Here is a 16,489-nt window from a genome sequence, read left to right on the forward strand (position 1 = left end):
GACCCCGAGGTTTGGAGAAGCGACATGGCTTATAGCGAAAAAGTAATTGATCATTACGAAAACCCACGTAATGTTGGTGTTTTAGATAAAAACTCTGAAAATGTTGGTACAGGTATGGTCGGTGCACCTGCGTGTGGTGACGTAATGCGTTTACAAATCCAAGTAAACGATAATGGTGTAATCGAAGAAGCACGTTTTAAAACTTATGGTTGTGGTTCTGCAATCGCATCGAGTTCTCTTGTAACCGAATGGTTAAAAGGCAAAACTCTTGATGAAGCTCAAACCATCAAGAATATTGATATTGCGACTGAGCTTGCACTTCCACCAGTAAAAGTTCACTGTTCTGTACTAGCTGAAGATGCGATTAAAGCTGCGATTGAAGATTATCGCACTAAAAAATCTAAAGCGTAATTTGTTACCATTGTAAACGTTGGAGTTTTCATGATTCATTTAACTGAAAATGCTGCGACTCATATTAGCAATTACCTTAAAAATCGAGGTAAGGGTGAAGGCATTCGCGTGGGTGTGAAAACTTCTGGTTGTTCTGGATTGGCCTATGTTCTTGAGTTTGTAGACTCTATTGATGAACATGACCAAGTTTTCGAACAATTTGGCGTTAAGGTATTTGTAGATCCAAAAAGCTCAGTATATTTAGAGGGCTTAGAAATGGACTACGTTAAAAATGGCCTTAATGAAGGGTTCGAATTTAACAATCCTAATAAAAAAGGTGAATGTGGCTGTGGTGAATCTTTCACTGTCTAAGCTTTCTCCTTTCATCTCTCATTAAAACAGTGTCTTTTTATAGCACTGTTTTAATGTATTTAATTAATGTGGACCTCATTTCCAATGAATCATTTTGAGTTGTTCAATTTACCCGTAGCACTCGATATCGATTTGGCGAGCTTAAAATCTAGTTTCTTGAATTTGCAGCAGCAGTATCATCCAGATAAAGCTGAAGATAAAGATCAGGCGTTGATCAAATCAAGTGAAATCAATCAAGCTTTTAAAACTTTGTCGCAAGTAGATAGCCGCGCTGCTTATCTATTGTCACTCAAAAAGCAAGATCACCACCTCGATCAATCCATTAGCGATTTTGAGTTCTTACAATCAGCTTTAGAAATTCGTGAACAACTTGATGAAGCAACTTCACAAGAGCATCTGACCACACTTAAACAAGAAGTGTTTCAATGGATGGATGGCCTAGTTCGCGAATTTAAAATTGATTACGCAGATGAGGACTGGGGCGAAGCTCGAGATACTGTACGTAAATTACGTTTCTTTCAGCGCGTTCTTAACGACATTGAAAAAGCAGAAGATCAAATGTTGGATGACGAAGACAACTTTGATTTAGACGACGATTTTTAATTTTGCTTTTTCCAAATTATATTCAAGGGATTTAACTCATGGCACTTTTGCAAATTGCTGAACCGGGTCAATCCAGTGCCCCACATCAACACCGCATTGCGATTGGTATCGACCTAGGAACAACACATTCTTTAGTTGCGACAGTGTTATCAGGCAAACCTAAAGTACTCAATGACGAAAAAGAAAGAAGACTCCTTCCTTCTATTGTGCACTATGGAAATGATGCAACTCAATATGGTGAAGAAGCAAAGCCTTTCCTTATTGCCGATCCTAAAAATACAATTGTTTCTGTAAAACGTTTTATGGGTCGTTCAAAAGCAGATATTAAATTTCAACACCCATATGAGTTAGTGGGTTCCGAAAATGAAATGCCAGCTTTTGAAACACGTGCGGGACGAAAAACACCAGTTGAAATTTCTGCTGAAATTTTAAAGCAATTAAAAGACCGTGCTGAAGCTAGCTTACAAAATCCAATAAATGGCGCAGTGATTACTGTTCCAGCCTATTTTGATGAAGCTCAGCGACAAGCAACACGTGATGCTGCCCAGCTTGCTGGCTTAAATGTATTACGTTTATTAAACGAGCCAACTGCTGCTGCTGTTGCTTATGGTTTAGACCAAGAAACTAATTTAGCTACAGATCATAACTATGTAATTTATGATTTAGGTGGTGGTACTTTCGACGTATCAATCTTGCGTTTCTCACAAGGTGTCTTTGAAGTATTAGCTACAGGTGGCCACACTGCTTTAGGTGGTGATGACTTAGATCGTCTCATTGTTAAATGGGCTAAAAAACAGCTCAATATCGATACTCTTAACGATGAAACTTATGCAGTATTTATTGTTGCTGCTCGTCAAGCAAAAGAACAACTATCTACACAAGAATCAGTTCAGTTAAAACTACTTGAAAACGTACTAACACTTGATCGTCCAACTTTTGAAAGCATTATTCAAGTTGCTTTAGATAAAACAATCAGTGTTTGTAAACGCGTTTTACGTGATGCGAAACTTGAGTTAACTGATATTCAGAATGTTGTTTTAGTTGGTGGCTCTACCCGTTCTTATGCTGTTCAGCAAGCAGTTCGTAATGTATTTAATCAAGAACCACTTTGTACGATCAATCCTGATGAAGTAGTTGCAATTGGTGCTTCTATCACGGCTAACCAGCTTATTGGTAATAGCCAAGATGGCTCATTACTTTTAGATGTCACTCCTCTTTCACTTGGCTTAGAAACCATGGGTGGATTAGTAGAACGTCTTATTTCACGTAATACTGCTATTCCAGTCGCTCGTCGTCAAGAATTCACAACTTATCAAGATGGCCAAACTGCCATGCTTATTCATGTTGTTCAAGGTGAACGAGATTTGGTAGAGCACTGTCGTTCATTAGGAAGATTTGTCCTTCATGGCATTCCTCCAATGACTGCTGGTCAAGCACGCATTGAAGTTACCTTTCAGGTAGATGCTGATGGTTTACTTACAGTTTCTGCTCGTGAAACTACTTCAGGTGTACAGGCTCAAATTGATATTAAGCCATCTTATGGCCTATCGGAATCTGATACTGAACGCTTATTAATTGAAGGTTTCCAGCACGCAGAAGAAGATAAAAATCTGCGTCATTTAAAAGAAACCAAAGTTGAAGCCCAACGTGAACTTGAAGCTTTAGAACAAGCTCTCAAAGTTGATGCTGATTTACTCAATGATGAGCAGCTTGAAGCACTTAAAACTGCTGAAAATTTGCTGAAAGTACAACTTGAAGGCAATGATATTCAAGCGATTGAAAAAGCTGTAGAACAACTTAAAGTACATAGTGATGCTTTTGCCGCACTACGTATGAATCGACATATTGACCACGCCTTAAAAGGTACAAAACTTGAAGATTGGTCAAATTCAAACTAAAGGTATAGGTGATCAATATGCCCCGCATTAAAGTACTTCCTCATGCTCAGATCTGCCCAGAAGGCGCAGAATTTGAAGTCGAACAAAATGCAAATCTTTGTCAAAGTTTGCTTGATCGAGGAATTAAAATTGAACACGCTTGTGACATGTCGTGTGCTTGTACAACTTGTCATGTAGTCGTTCGCAAGGGCTTTGACAGTCTAGAAGAAATGGATGACGTTGAAGCAGATCTTTTAGATCGGGCTTGGGGTCTTGAACCAGATTCTCGTCTCTCTTGCCAAGTGAAGATTGTTGATGAAGATTTAGAAATTGAGATTCCTAAATATACAATCAATCACGCTTCCGAAAATCATTAAAATAAAAAAGCTGCTTTAAAAGCAGCTTTTTTTTACTTCACGTTTTTAAACTTGATCTTGTTGATCAATTTCAACTGGCTTAACTTCATCTTCAAGTCTTAACCGTGCAATGCCTTGAGTATTAATTAAAGTTTGTTGAACTTTAAGTCGTTGAACCATTTTCTCAAGTACTTCTACCAATTCTGGATATTCATAATTTTGTACTTCTTCTAAATTAAGTACTAAATGAAAGCCTTTATACTCATAGTCAAACCATTGTTGATGATCTGACTTATTCCCCGTGTACTTCTCCATCACCTGCCATGTCTTTACTGCACCTTGAATACCTTTTAAGTAAATTGGCGTTTTGGGAGCACAAAGAAAATCACTTTTGATTATTTGATAAGTATCATCTGAAATCAAGATTTCATCTATTTCAGCAGCATATTGTAAACGAGCTGCCAAATTCACATCACGACCTACAATGGTATAAGCCATACGATGCGTTGCCCCATAATTTCCTACGTGGCAGTAACCGGTACTAATTCCCATACGAATGTGTAAGGCTGAATAGCCCATTTTTTTCCATCGTTCGCGTAACAATTTCATTTGCTGACGCATAGCGATTGCCATTTCTACACAGGCTTTGGCATCTTGCTCTACACCCTGAGAATTCGGATCACCAAAAAATATGAGGATGGCATCCCCCATAAATTTATCGACAGTAGCTTCATACTGCTTCGCAATTTCCGTCATATGGCTTAAATAATCATTAAGCAAAAATGCCAAATCATCAGGAATTAATGTTTCTGATAACTCTGTAAAGCCCTGAATATCAGAAAAAAATACAGTCATTTTTTTCCTTTTATATTCAATTTTTGCTTCCGCTTCACCGCGCATAATAGACTGCCACAACTGTAGCGGTGCATAACGACTTAACTGATTAGCAAAAGCAATATAGCGCGTCATTTGATCATAGTAATGTTGGCGCTGCTGACTGATTTTTTTAACCCAACGGTGTTGGTAATAATTTCCAATGGTGATAAACATGACCAAACCTAAGAGTGTAATTACAGTTAACTCTTGGCTAGTAGGTTCAAAATATGTATAAAAACCAAATAGGAAAAAAGTACTTAAATAAAAAATAATAGCGCCTAACAAGCTAGTCAAACAAATGACTGCAAAAGAAATACGACTATTAATTGCAGAATAAAATAATGCAAAAAGAGCAATAAATGTAGGCACCAAATTAAGATGCAGACCCGCCAAGGTAACTGCTACAACAATTGCATCAATTGCAAAAAAGACACTTTTTTGAGTTTTCTTATCAAATTGGTATTGAAGCCAGTATTCTAACTTCGAACTAATAAAAAGCAAAAATAGGAAAAAAGGTGGAACATAGATCTGATAGTTTGTATTAGGTGAGGTAAACGCATAGATCACTAAAATTAAGGACAGAATTGAATATCCCATCAAGCGATGAAAATATGCAAACTGCTTAGGCTCTCTATCGATAAACCTCTCTAATTGCACCCTATCCTCCACACCTCAATGTAGCCACATTCATATAAATGTGGCATTGCATTGATTTAATCCATGCGCCAATCAAAAGGCATATCACCTTGACCACGTAAAGCAAGCATAAGGGTTTGACGCATGTGAGCCAGCACATCATTTGTGTATGGAACAGCAGGTGTGCCCCAAACTGGCTTAGGCCATGCAACATCATTTTGATAACGCACGACATGATGGAAATGCAACTGAGGCACCATGTTACCTAGAGCTGCAACATTCATTTTATCAGCACGGAATACTCGAGATAGCTGGCTAGACAACCAACTTGATTCGCGTAAAAACTGCTCTTGATCAGCTTGGCTCAATTCATATAATTCTGTGATTCCCGGCACACGAGGGATTAAAATCAGCCACGGGAATTGCATATCATTCATTAAACGACATGTTGAAAGCGGAAAATCGCCTACAAAAAAAGTATCTTGAGCAAGTTGTGGATGCAAACTAAACATATCTTTTATAAATGACAATAAACAATAATGGCTAATACTATCACATCAGTTTTGATGTGAGTATTGGTAGTGTCTGGTTTGATTACAAATAACAATGATTTTATGCACTTATTCCTCCTATGCTCCAAGAAATCATGCATAAAACCATGCTATCAACTTACATAAAATTCACACGCAGTAAAAAATGCTTCAAAACATTATTTATACATGTATTTCAGTTAATAATTTCGCTAACAAATCATTAATGAACTGGATACGTTTTTCATGTTCTTCAAGCTGAACCATAACCTTCAAACGCTGCCCACCATCCATGCGGTAATAGGTCGGATTTTTTTGCATTAACTGAATAATACTGATGGCTTGAACTGGAGTATCCGGGGAAAACTCAATATTACCGCCTTGTGTATTGATATCAATTTTGGTAATACCCAACTGCTCTGCTTTCAGCCTAATCTGATGAACACTAAATAAGTGTTTTACAGATTGTGGTGGCACTCCAAAACGATCAATTAACTCCATACGGATGTTGTCCAGTTTTTCTTGCGTATCTGTATTACTAATACGCTTATAGAACAATAAACGCTGATGAACATCTCCCAAATACTCATCTGGAATAAGCGCTGGAATATGTAAATTGATTTCCGCAGTTAATGACAAAGGTGCATCAAAATTCGGGGTTTTACCTTGCTGAATTGCCTTAGTGGCTTTCTCCAGCATTTCCATATACAGACTATAGCCAATTGCCTGCATTGAACCACTTTGTTGCTCACCTAAAAGCTCACCTGCACCGCGAATTTCTAAATCTTCTGTAGCTAGCATAAAGCCAGCACCCAAAGTTGAAGCACGCTGGATTGCATCTAAACGCTTTTCTGCATCACCTTTTAAATGTTTAATAGAAGGAACCAGTAAATAAGCATAGGCTTGGTGATGTGATCGTCCCACACGGCCACGTAATTGATGCAATTGAGCTAAACCAAGTTTATCAGCTCTTTCTATCAAAATTGTGTTGGCATTTGGAACATCGATTCCGGTTTCAATAATGGTTGAGCATACCAATACATTAAATTCTTTGTGATAGAACTGCTGCATAACTTGTTCGAGCTCTCGTTCTCTCATTTGGCCATGAGCTACTGCCACACGAGCTTCAGGCACAAGAACACGGATGTTTTCAGCAGCTCGTTCAATCGTATCGACTTCATTATGTAAGAAGTATACTTGGCCACCACGTAGTAATTCACGCAAGATCGCTTCTTTAATAGAAGCTTCCGTATGTTCTTGTACAAATGTTTTAACCGCTAAACGACGGGCTGGTGGTGTAGCAATGATAGATAGATCACGCATTCCTGAAAAAGCCATATTTAAAGTTCGTGGAATTGGTGTTGCGGTAAGCGTCAACATATCGACATCAGCTCTCAATGCTTTGATGCGCTCTTTATCACGCACACCAAATCGATGTTCTTCATCGACCACCATTAGACCCAAGTCTTTAAATTGCACATTTTCTTGTAAAAGTTTATGTGTTCCCACCACAATATCTACTTTACCAGCAATTAAATCTTCAATATTTTTTGTATGGGCTTTATTTGAGCCAAAGCGTGACAACACTTCTATACGCACAGGCCAATCAGCAAAACGATCTTTAAAAGATTCATAATGTTGTTGTGCAAGTAAAGTTGTAGGTACTAAAACAGCAACTTGCTTACCGTTTTGCACAGCAACAAACGCGGCTCGCATTGCTACTTCAGTTTTACCGAAACCAACATCGCCACAAACAAGTCGATCCATAGGTCTAGCTTGTTGCATATCGTGAAGCGTGGCTTCAATAGCATTCGCCTGATCGAGTGTTTCTTCGTAAGCAAATCCACTGGTAAATTGCATATAAAGTGATTGATCGAGTTCAAAGCCAAAACCAGGTTTTGACTGACGACGTGCTTGTATATGTAATAATTCGGCTGCAACATCATGAATTTGTTCTAAAGCTTTGCGTTTAGCTTTACTCCACGCATCACTTCCAATTTTATGAAGTGGAGCTAAATCTGGGTCTCCACCACTATAACGACTAATAAGATGCAAATTAGTCACAGGCACATAAACTTTGGCCCCTTCAGCATAATTTAATTGCAAGAATTCATAATCTTGCCCTTCAATTGCTAAAGTAACTAATCCTGCATAACGTCCCACACCATGATCAATATGAACAACAGGAGCATCTATACTTAATTCAGTCAAACTGCGAATTAAGAACTCTTCTGAAACTTCTTGCTGACGTTTACGACGACGCTGAACTACCCGATGTTCATATAACTGATTTTCTGAAATAACCGACAATTGGTCTGTTAAAAGCAAACCACGGTCTAACGGTGCATTTGTAATAGCAATCGCAAACTGACTCGTCTGAAATTGTTCAAAACTGTCTACGCCTGGGATATCTCCTAAACTGGCACGTAAACCATCTCTTAAGCTTTCACGTCGACCTGCACTTTCTGCAACCAACAAGACTGGATGATTTGCTTCATCAATATATTTTTTGACTACCGCAAATGGTTTTTCTTTTTTTGGATCAACTGGTAACTTGGGTGGCTGCTCTACCTTAAGATTTAAGGCGCCAGCTTTTTCTTCAACTATTTCTGCACTCACCAACATACGCGGAAACTGATTTAAAGCACTAAGCAGATGATTTGGGGCAATAAATAATTCTTCAGGGGGAAGAATTGGCTGATCTACGTTATGACGTCTGTCTTCATAACGACGAAAAACTTCTTTCCAAAAATTGGTTAAGTCAGTATCTATATCACTGGTTGTAATTACAATGCAATTCTTTGGGAAGTACGTTGTAAGCGTACTTTGCGATTGCATTTGTGCTTTATCAAAAAACAATGGTAAATAAAATTCAATTCCTGGTGAAGCAATTCCCTCTAGGACATCTTGATAAATCGGGTTTTTCTTAGGATTAGCCGTAGGGAAAAGTTCAGAATACCGATCTCTAAAAATTGAACGGGCTTCTTTTAGTGGAAATTCTTTTGCTGGTAAAACTGTAAAACTTTTTAAAGGCTTCGTTGTTCTTTGCGTTTCTGGATCAAAGAATTTTAATGTATCAACTTCATCATCAAACAGATCAATACGAATAGGCGCTTCTTGGCCTGACGCAAAAATATCCATAATACTGCCACGTACAGCAAACTCACCGTGATCATAAACAGTGTCTACCAAATGATAACCGGCTTGTACTAAACGTAACTTCTGTTGCTCTAAATCGAATTTCTGTCCAACGTGAATATCAAAGTGTTCACCCAAAACCCATGAATATGGTGCAACTCTTTGAGCTAAAGTACTTGCTGAAATGAGCAATACACCCTTCTGAGGCATATTAGATAAAATTGCAAGACGTTCTGAAACAATATCTTGATGAGGTGACAAACGATCATACGGCAAGATTTCCCAATCAGGAAAAATTGTCGGTTTTATGCCATAAAACTCAAGTTCACTTTCTAATTGAGCAACATGTTGGTTATTTCTAGCGACCACAACAAGTAAAGATGGATGCTGAACAGCAATTTCTTTAAATAATAATGCAGCAGATGAACCTAATAACGACCCCACCCAACGCTTTTCACCGGCTTTGAGCTGTTGTAAATTCAATTGAGAGATTTCTTGTTGAAACATGTATATGGCTTTTATCAGCTAAAAAGATATGAGCCTAATAGTAGCATGATGTTTTTAGTGAAATGAGTTATTTTTTTGAAAATCAAACTACTAGTTAGCTCTACTTTTTATATTTTTTAATCAATCAACTATGATTATTTATCACGCAAAAACAAAACGTAATATTGATTTAATATTTGTATAATCGCTTTAAGCTGAAGTAGCTTTTCTTGTGTATTTCCTAATCTTTCTACATAACGTTGGGTTGCGATTTCCAGATCAATCTTTTCATTAATTTGTGGAGTAATTAGGAATAATTTCTGAAGATTATCAAAATTTTGTAATTTACGGTTTGAGAAATACTCAAGATGTTCTGACCATTTCTCATTAATCACTATATCGTTGATTATATGACCGCGTTCAGAATCAAATTCTAATAGATTCTCTTGCAAGTAAATTTGTTCTGGTGTTTCTTTTGAGCCTTGAAAAAGCTGCGTTATCTTCTTAAACATTTCATCACATCATATTAATTTTCAATTCAAGCAATGGAAGTAATTTAGTTACTTCCATCATTTAAGCCTTTTGGTTTAACGACTAGTCATCACCTAAATCATCAAGAAAATCGACCGTTGGTACAAAAAATAAAGTTCCTGTTTGAGCAGTACTAAAGTCAAGCAACCGATCAAGATTGCCCTGCTCGTTCCCCAAGAACATGTTTTCAAGCATTTGTCGGGTTGTACTAAATTTACGCGAGTAACCGATAAAAAATGTGCCATATTCATTTTTTGAAGGATTTGAGAAAGGCATATTAGCTCGCATAATTTTAAGCTCATTACCTTCTGCATCATGCGCTTTACTTACTACATTATGTGCAGTTAGTGGCTTTTCATCATCACCGAGTTCAACATCATTGAACTTTTTGCGCCCAATCACTTTTTCTTGCTCTTCATCGGTTAATGAACGCCATTTTTCCATGTCGTGTGTATATTTCTGGATAAAAGCATAACTTCCACCGATAAAGTCAGGATCTTCATTGCCCACTAATGCCCATTGCGCTGCAATAACTGGTTCTGGATTCTCTGTTCCATCTACGAAGCCAATAATTGCCCGTCCATCAAAATAACGAAAACCATGCACTTCATCAATTGGATAAGTCACTTTACCAAGTTGTTGATTGATTATATTACCCAGCTCATAACATAAAGCCTGACGATCAGCACGAATATGAAAAAATAGATCACCAGCTGTTGAAACAGCCGTGTATTTCGGCCCTTTAATTTCTTTAAATGTTTCTAATTCTTGAGGCTTCGCTTGCTCTGGAAATAAGATATCCCATGCATTTGAACTAAAACCTAGCGTGGCATTAAACTTACTATCTGGATAACGATTAGTTAGACTTCTAGTTAATGCTGAAAAATTACTAGCAAAATCTTTTACTTTTTCTATTACAGAATCACCTTGAGTGAGTCCCAATACGATAAATAGTGCATTTTCACCGGGACTGCTCGTTACAGGTTGAATTCTCATACATTCCATAAAATTATGCCTTATTTGGGTATTTAACCTCTTTAATTTAGCATATTCATGTTCTTATGAAATCTGATCTTTCTAAGAGTTTAAGTAAATTGACTTAAACTCTTACTAAAGCCTATCTTAATTAATCAACGACCATATTGCTTCTTTAAATATTTTACGATTTGAGCAGACTCAAACATCTTCACTCCCGTATTTGGGTCTACCAAATAAGGTACCTGCATTTTACCTTGCATAACAGGCAATATTTTTTCTCGCTTTCCACCTTTTAGAGGCACATATTTACCCGGTTTTAAGCGAAAAATAGCTGGACCTTGATCTTGCCATCTTTCTTTTGCAACATTATGCAAAATATAAGGAAGCTCCAGCTCACAGAGTAGACTTCTTACAACTCGTGAATAAGGACTTGCTTCAAAGCTCCATAACTCAAGTTTTTGTTCAGGCGCAACTCTATCAATGATTTTTTTATTTATCCAAACTCCACGAGCACCATTTAATATGGTCCCAGCAAATGCAGCATAAGGGATGTTAGGATAACTCGAAAATTTCTGAGGCGTCTTTCCGGTCTTACCGTAGTGTTTAAATAAATGATGAATAATTTCTTGTGACTCATATAAGTAGTCACCTATATTTTCATCTATTAAAAAAGGAAACTGTAATTTACCACCAGTCTCTTTAACAATAGAACGATACTTCAACCCACCTTTAGGGCATGGATAAATTTCAACATCCAGATTTAAGAGAGTAATCACTTCGCGAACACGACGGCAAAATGGCGAACCTTCAAATTCGTATAGCTTCAAAGCTTTTACAGGTTGCTGAGGAAATGCGGTGCCTGTTACGCCTCTACCACCTTCAGCAATTGCCGATACAACTGCTTGCAATACTTTAATTTGATGATTCACCATCATGCGATCCTTTATAGACTGTGATTACACTAATTTTTCTTTTGAAATCACAATTCCATTATTATCAGCATAGATATAATCGCCTGATTGAATTGTGACACCACCAAAATACAAAGTGGTATCTACTTCGCCAATGCCTTTACGATTACTTTTTTGGGGAATTGCTGCCAATGCATGTATACCTAGATCAAGGGTAGCAATAGCATCAACATCGCGTACACAGCCATAGATTACGACACCATTCCAGTTATTTTTAACTGCCGATTCTGCAATCAGGTCACCCATAAGCGCACAACGCATAGATGCACCCCCATCTACAACGAGTACTTTATCTGTACCATCTGTTGCCAATAACTCTTTTACACGCGAGTTATCTTCAAAACACTTTACTGTTACAACCTGTCCCCCAAAAGTTTTACGCGCCCCATAACTTTGAAAGAACTTTCCATCCATTGAGGGAATTACAACTTGTAAGTCTTTTTCAGGATTATCATCTAATAAATCACATGTTACAAACGGTACTGTCGACACTTCCATTCTCCCTTATCGAGTTTTCTGTATGCTCAGATTATCATATCGTTTGAATGCTTCAATTTGCGTTAGCGCCGCTACGACCATGGTATGAGCCAATTGCTCCGCCGTCACAGGTTTATATTTGAATGGTTTTTGCCATTTATTCTCAATAAATTTAAATAGACTTTGCCCCAAATCCTCTATAAGCCGTACATCACTGCGCTTACCAATAAGTAAAGAGGGTCTAAAAATAGATAATTTTTCAATTCCCAAACTCTCAATATAATCTTCTAACTGTCCTTTCACTTTATTGTAGAAAATTGGTGAGTTTGCATTTGCACCAAGGGCACTCACTAATAAAAGGTGAATATGTTTATCTTGTACCAAATCTGCCAAATGGGCATTGATTTCATAATCTACCGCGTAGAAGCCTTGCCTTGAGCCCGCATTTTTTAATGTTGTTCCCAGACAGCTAAATGCATGGGTATAACCATTCACATCTTCATCATTCAACATTAAGAAATCTTCTATGATGAGCTGGTTAACTTTGTCATATGTATTAAATACTTGAGCTTCTTTTCTAACCACCAGCGTAATGGCTTCAAATTCCGGAGCCTGCTGGAGCTTTTCAACAAGTGCTAATCCGACCAACCCTGTTGCGCCGAGCACAATCGCTTTTTTCTTACCTGCTGTCATTTTTTATCCATCCCTCTTTAACTTTGTTTTAAATTTAACCTTTTCTTACCGTTTTAACAGCCCCTAAAACAGCTTAAAACGTTCTCAAGGCTTGACTTCACGGTGTCTATTCATCACAATATGGCACTTGTTTACGGGCTGGTGATGGTTGCACCAGTTTACTGGATTGACCACAGCCCGCCCAGACCAACTTATTTTCAAGGAGTGCAAGAGTGGCAAACTCTGCTCAAGCTAAAAAACGTGCGCGTCAAAACGTTACTGCACGTAAACACAACGCAAGCTTGCGTTCTATGGTTCGTACATACATCAAACGTACTTTAAGTGCAATTGCTGGTGGTGATCATGCTGTTGCTACAGAAGCTTACCAAAAAGCTGTTCCTGTAATCGACCGTATGGCTGATAAAGGCATCATCCACAAAAATAAAGCTGCTCGTCATAAGAGCCGTTTAAATGCTCAAGTTAAAGCGTTAGCTAACTAATTAAAGCATGTAAAAAAAGCCCAATAGGGCTTTTTTTATTATCTATCATTTTTGAGCTTATAGCGTTTTTCCAAATTTGGCTACATTTAGCTCATAGGCCTTACCTCTCCAAATCCATTTTAATTTACAATTTGGAAATTCTTCGCCTTCAAACCATACAAATAAACCTTCCATCATTTCAGGCCAATCTTCTTTCTTAATTTTATTTTCACCAGAAATTACAGCAACAATTGCAGCAATAATAGTGTCATGACTAACAGCTAAACTAAGTCCGCCTTGAGTTTTAGGATGCGTATGATAAATAAGTTCTAGTACATCTAAAACACCAGTAAATGGGTGTTTCATACCAGGTAATGCATTATTTACAAAACTATTAATAAAACCCAAAGCACCTTGCTTTTTAAAATAAGGGGCAGCTTGTTGTATGTCTAATACAAAGCTACCAGGTTCAACCAGTAGTCCTTGCTCAATAATTTCAATCGTATGTGTATTAAATTCAGGGCTTACGGCATCAGCCCCTTCGATCATGAGGGCAGCCGTATCGACACAACGTTGTATTGGACTTGAAATACAATGCTGAATAACACGATCTGTATTTTTAATTAAATAGTTACCCCATGCCTGTGCAAGCTCACGCCCTTGAGGAGTGAGTTGGAGATCATATCCAGCTAAGCCCTGCCCATCCACAAGTTCTCTTAGAGAATGACGCGTAAATAAGGTTACAGGAGTTGAAGCATCGGGCAATAAATCAATTGCTTCAAACATACTTTTAGGCAATAAATCGAGTGCCATTTTTATCTTGTCATCTTTTTTCAATACTTTGCCACTATAACATGTCTGGCATAACTCTCAATCCATAACACCTGCTTGGGCCAATGCTTCAAATGCTATTTTTTTGCTTTCTTGATCACGAAATGCGATAAAGCCCTTATTTAAAACCGTGTGTCTCTGATTATATTCAAAAGGTTTTCCATCAAGAGTAAGTAAACCACCGCCTATACTTTCTAATAAACCTTGACCAGAACTTGTGTCCCATTCAGAAGTTGGATGAAATCGTGGATAAATATCGATTTCACCTTCCAACATCATGCAGAATTTGTAGGCACTTCCAGCTTCTCGTCGAATAATGCTATGTTTTTCTTCAATAGGTTGAATAAATTTTTGATATTTCGGATTTTTACTGCCATGACTAAGTCCTATTTGAATAGGCTCATCTGGCGAAAACGAAGTTATTTGATACTGATACCACTGTTTTTGAGTGAAACTATATTTAAAAGGTAAATCCTGCAGATATCCCAAGTACACGACTTGTTCACATGGCACAGCAATAACTGAAAAGATCGTTTCTTTACCCTTAATCAAACTTAGGTTAATCGTAAACTCATCACGCTCATGTATGAATTCTTTAGTTCCATCAAGAGGATCTAACATCCAGCATGTAGACCACTCATGCCGAGCACTATAATCACTTTCTTCAGACAAAACCGGCAAGTCTGGCGTAATCTCTGCCAAGTGCTTTAATAAGAAAAGGTTCACTTTTAAATCTGCTTGAGTCACAGGTGAATCATCTTGTTTTTCGTGAATAGTGAACTCATAACCCGCAGAATAATTTTGATATTCTTGTAATAAAATCTGGCTCGCTTGTTCCAAAACTGGAAGAAGCTGATTAATCAAAGTATCTTGTGGGCGCGTAGTTGTTATAAACATAAATATGCTCTACATAGTTTCATTTCTATTATAGGTGAATTATGAACAATTCAGTATTCGCCAACAGTTTGATTTACTAAAATAGTCATTTATCTTAATCATTAGGTAAGCGCTGCTTTCTGTGCATTCTATATAGCTAATATGAATAATTAAGATGTTTAAAAAAGCCTTTATTCCGTACAAAAAAACAATCTATAAGTTATGAAAAATAAACAACTTAAATAAGATTTATCCATTTCCTTTTCATGTATTTCTTGCTATGTTCAATCACACAATAACAAGATGGAAGAAAGCGTACATGATGCTATATGGATATCATTTCTCGACAATAGAACATAACTGGGAAGAACTCACTCCCTTAAATGAGTTCCTACAAACATTTGCAGATGATGATGGTGGTGTTTCAACAAGAGATAAAGAGTCTCTCAAAGAAATCATTGCGAAATCAGATACAGCTTTAGCTTTAGCAAGAGAAATGGGTTGGGATGGCAGTTACACAGGATGTCCTTATCTATTCTGGTTACCAAGTAAAAATAGCCAGTCTTTTGAATATGGCTTTGTATTTAAACAGACATCAGACAATACCACTTTTGTTATTTCGCCAATTGAGTTGAGCTATCTAGCTCAAGATTCAGAAGTACAAACATTAAGTAAAACTATTGAATAAGCAATATAGGTTATTGATTCAGATTTGACATCAATAACCTCATCTTGATTTTATTTATGTTAGTCAAACATGCTTAACTGTGGTGTAGGTTTTATAATTTTTTCTTTTGGTACATGTGAGCATTCAAACTCTTCAACTGGAAAACCTTCGATAAAGCTTGAAATATCAGGTGATTCCAAACTCAACCACTCTTCTAATCGGTCATGTGGGATCACAATAACTGATCTTTTGACATCTCCAGGCTCGTGAAAATCTTTCATCATAGGATGATCTATAGCATCCATGGTCAACATACTTGCAGAACGAATAATCGTTTCATTTATTTTACAAATTTCATAAATTGCTGCAATAAAAAAAGCCTGTCCATCTTTACGGCGTACACCCCACCGCTCAGGTTTATCATTTATATATTTACTTTCATAGAATTCCATCACCGGAATCACACCAAACTTACATTTAAGTGCAGCTTCTTGAAAACTCGGTTTTTGGAAAATCGTTTCATGACGGGCATTGTAGGTATGTTTTGCTATGTTTGTATCTTCAGCCCATTTTGGAACTAAACCAAACATGACTTCACGCCACTCAAGACCTTGTGGTGATTTAAATAATAGCGGCATTGTTCCCGCAGGATAAACCTCTTCGGCATAGCTAAAGCCGACCACAGGCAACTGGAGTTGCTGCAATTGGGCAAGAGTTAAAGGTTTAAAGTTGGCACACATAGC

General features: G+C 37.4%; 18 protein-coding genes. 7 read left to right on the top strand and 11 right to left on the bottom strand.

Going from position 1 to position 16,489, the window contains the following annotated elements; translation table 11 throughout:
• Nucleotides 1-24: 24 nt before the first annotated feature.
• From iscU to fdx, 5 genes are all read left to right on the top strand, one after another.
• Nucleotides 25-411 (top strand): Fe-S cluster assembly scaffold IscU, encoded by a 387-nt coding sequence (iscU, locus tag RMB03_RS16675; RefSeq protein WP_003651560.1) that lies wholly within the window; start codon nt 25-27, stop codon nt 409-411.
• 30 nt (nt 412-441) lie between these two features.
• On the top strand, nt 442-762 hold the full coding sequence (iscA, locus tag RMB03_RS16680) for an iron-sulfur cluster assembly protein IscA (protein WP_003651558.1): 321 nt from the start codon (nt 442-444) through the stop codon (nt 760-762).
• 84 nt (nt 763-846) lie between these two features.
• The gene (hscB, locus tag RMB03_RS16685) at nt 847-1,365 is read left to right on the top strand and encodes a Fe-S protein assembly co-chaperone HscB (protein WP_003651556.1); all 519 of its coding nucleotides are present in this window, start codon (nt 847-849) and stop codon (nt 1,363-1,365) included.
• A 38-nt stretch (nt 1,366-1,403) separates the two neighbouring features.
• Nucleotides 1,404-3,263, top strand: a complete 1,860-nt coding sequence (gene hscA / locus RMB03_RS16690) for a Fe-S protein assembly chaperone HscA (protein ID WP_311076980.1) — start codon at nt 1,404-1,406, stop codon at nt 3,261-3,263.
• A 17-nt stretch (nt 3,264-3,280) separates the two neighbouring features.
• On the top strand, nt 3,281-3,619 hold the full coding sequence (gene fdx / locus RMB03_RS16695; protein ID WP_003651552.1) for an ISC system 2Fe-2S type ferredoxin: 339 nt from the start codon (nt 3,281-3,283) through the stop codon (nt 3,617-3,619).
• Between the two features lie 45 nt (nt 3,620-3,664).
• Here fdx and RMB03_RS16700 read toward each other — a convergent pair whose 3' ends face one another.
• The 8 genes from RMB03_RS16700 to RMB03_RS16735 form a co-directional block, all read right to left on the bottom strand.
• Complete coding sequence (locus RMB03_RS16700) at nt 3,665-5,131, bottom strand: adenylate/guanylate cyclase domain-containing protein (protein WP_080026969.1); 1,467 nt, start codon at nt 5,129-5,131, stop codon at nt 3,665-3,667.
• A gap of 56 nt (nt 5,132-5,187) precedes the next feature.
• Nucleotides 5,188-5,622, bottom strand: a complete 435-nt coding sequence (locus tag RMB03_RS16705) for an HIT domain-containing protein (protein ID WP_002117900.1) — start codon at nt 5,620-5,622, stop codon at nt 5,188-5,190.
• A gap of 201 nt (nt 5,623-5,823) precedes the next feature.
• On the bottom strand, nt 5,824-9,285 hold the full coding sequence (mfd, locus tag RMB03_RS16710; RefSeq protein WP_311076981.1) for a transcription-repair coupling factor: 3,462 nt from the start codon (nt 9,283-9,285) through the stop codon (nt 5,824-5,826).
• Between the two features lie 134 nt (nt 9,286-9,419).
• Nucleotides 9,420-9,776, bottom strand: a complete 357-nt coding sequence (locus RMB03_RS16715) for a hypothetical protein (protein WP_311076982.1) — start codon at nt 9,774-9,776, stop codon at nt 9,420-9,422.
• Between the two features lie 82 nt (nt 9,777-9,858).
• The gene (locus tag RMB03_RS16720; RefSeq protein ID WP_026057206.1) at nt 9,859-10,791 is read right to left on the bottom strand and encodes a Dyp-type peroxidase; all 933 of its coding nucleotides are present in this window, start codon (nt 10,789-10,791) and stop codon (nt 9,859-9,861) included.
• A 134-nt stretch (nt 10,792-10,925) separates the two neighbouring features.
• The gene (locus tag RMB03_RS16725) at nt 10,926-11,708 is read right to left on the bottom strand and encodes a glutathione S-transferase N-terminal domain-containing protein (RefSeq protein WP_311076983.1); all 783 of its coding nucleotides are present in this window, start codon (nt 11,706-11,708) and stop codon (nt 10,926-10,928) included.
• Nucleotides 11,709-11,729: 21 nt separating this feature from the next.
• Nucleotides 11,730-12,236: a ribonuclease E activity regulator RraA gene (rraA, locus tag RMB03_RS16730; RefSeq protein WP_045432975.1), complete on the bottom strand. Its 507-nt coding sequence runs from the start codon at nt 12,234-12,236 to the stop codon at nt 11,730-11,732.
• 12 nt (nt 12,237-12,248) lie between these two features.
• Entirely contained in the window at nt 12,249-12,914 is a 666-nt protein-coding gene (locus tag RMB03_RS16735) for a nucleoside-diphosphate sugar epimerase (protein WP_311076984.1), read from the bottom strand.
• 212 nt (nt 12,915-13,126) lie between these two features.
• Here RMB03_RS16735 and rpsT point away from each other — a divergent pair, with 212 nt between their 5' ends.
• Nucleotides 13,127-13,393: a 30S ribosomal protein S20 gene (gene rpsT, locus RMB03_RS16740; RefSeq protein ID WP_003651535.1), complete on the top strand. Its 267-nt coding sequence runs from the start codon at nt 13,127-13,129 to the stop codon at nt 13,391-13,393.
• 57 nt (nt 13,394-13,450) lie between these two features.
• Here the strand turns inward: rpsT and RMB03_RS16745 are convergent, their stop codons facing one another.
• A complete protein-coding gene (locus RMB03_RS16745; RefSeq protein ID WP_281833536.1) occupies nt 13,451-14,185 on the bottom strand; it encodes a histidine phosphatase family protein in 735 nt (244 codons plus the stop codon).
• A 57-nt stretch (nt 14,186-14,242) separates the two neighbouring features.
• Nucleotides 14,243-15,100 carry a 3'(2'),5'-bisphosphate nucleotidase CysQ gene (locus RMB03_RS16750; RefSeq protein ID WP_080026964.1) on the bottom strand — a complete coding sequence of 286 codons (858 nt, stop codon included), beginning with the start codon at nt 15,098-15,100 and terminating at the stop codon, nt 14,243-14,245.
• A 298-nt stretch (nt 15,101-15,398) separates the two neighbouring features.
• On the opposite strand from RMB03_RS16750, the gene RMB03_RS16755 reads away from it, so the two are divergent.
• Entirely contained in the window at nt 15,399-15,767 is a 369-nt protein-coding gene (locus tag RMB03_RS16755; RefSeq protein ID WP_003651529.1) for a hypothetical protein, read from the top strand.
• A gap of 59 nt (nt 15,768-15,826) precedes the next feature.
• Here RMB03_RS16755 and RMB03_RS16760 read toward each other — a convergent pair whose 3' ends face one another.
• A complete protein-coding gene (locus RMB03_RS16760) occupies nt 15,827-16,486 on the bottom strand; it encodes an SOS response-associated peptidase family protein (protein ID WP_045432669.1) in 660 nt (219 codons plus the stop codon).
• Nucleotides 16,487-16,489: the final 3 nt, after the last annotated feature.

Source organism: Acinetobacter sp. V91_7 (assembly GCF_031799075.1).
GTDB lineage: Bacteria > Pseudomonadota > Gammaproteobacteria > Pseudomonadales > Moraxellaceae > Acinetobacter > Acinetobacter calcoaceticus.

Coding starts and splice junctions, on each gene's coding strand:
- iscU (WP_003651560.1), top strand. CDS start 25: ATGGCTTATAGCGAAAAAGTAATTGATCATTACGAAAACCCACGTAAT.
- iscA (WP_003651558.1), top strand. CDS start 442: ATGATTCATTTAACTGAAAATGCTGCGACTCATATTAGCAATTACCTT.
- hscB (WP_003651556.1), top strand. CDS start 847: ATGAATCATTTTGAGTTGTTCAATTTACCCGTAGCACTCGATATCGAT.
- hscA (WP_311076980.1), top strand. CDS start 1,404: ATGGCACTTTTGCAAATTGCTGAACCGGGTCAATCCAGTGCCCCACAT.
- fdx (WP_003651552.1), top strand. CDS start 3,281: ATGCCCCGCATTAAAGTACTTCCTCATGCTCAGATCTGCCCAGAAGGC.
- RMB03_RS16705 (WP_002117900.1), bottom strand. CDS start 5,622: ATGTTTAGTTTGCATCCACAACTTGCTCAAGATACTTTTTTTGTAGGC.
- mfd (WP_311076981.1), bottom strand. CDS start 9,285: ATGTTTCAACAAGAAATCTCTCAATTGAATTTACAACAGCTCAAAGCC.
- RMB03_RS16715 (WP_311076982.1), bottom strand. CDS start 9,776: ATGTTTAAGAAGATAACGCAGCTTTTTCAAGGCTCAAAAGAAACACCA.
- RMB03_RS16720 (WP_026057206.1), bottom strand. CDS start 10,791: ATGAGAATTCAACCTGTAACGAGCAGTCCCGGTGAAAATGCACTATTT.
- RMB03_RS16725 (WP_311076983.1), bottom strand. CDS start 11,708: ATGATGGTGAATCATCAAATTAAAGTATTGCAAGCAGTTGTATCGGCA.
- RMB03_RS16735 (WP_311076984.1), bottom strand. CDS start 12,914: ATGACAGCAGGTAAGAAAAAAGCGATTGTGCTCGGCGCAACAGGGTTG.
- RMB03_RS16745 (WP_281833536.1), bottom strand. CDS start 14,185: ATGGCACTCGATTTATTGCCTAAAAGTATGTTTGAAGCAATTGATTTA.
- RMB03_RS16750 (WP_080026964.1), bottom strand. CDS start 15,100: ATGTTTATAACAACTACGCGCCCACAAGATACTTTGATTAATCAGCTT.
- RMB03_RS16755 (WP_003651529.1), top strand. CDS start 15,399: ATGATGCTATATGGATATCATTTCTCGACAATAGAACATAACTGGGAA.
- RMB03_RS16760 (WP_045432669.1), bottom strand. CDS start 16,486: ATGTGTGCCAACTTTAAACCTTTAACTCTTGCCCAATTGCAGCAACTC.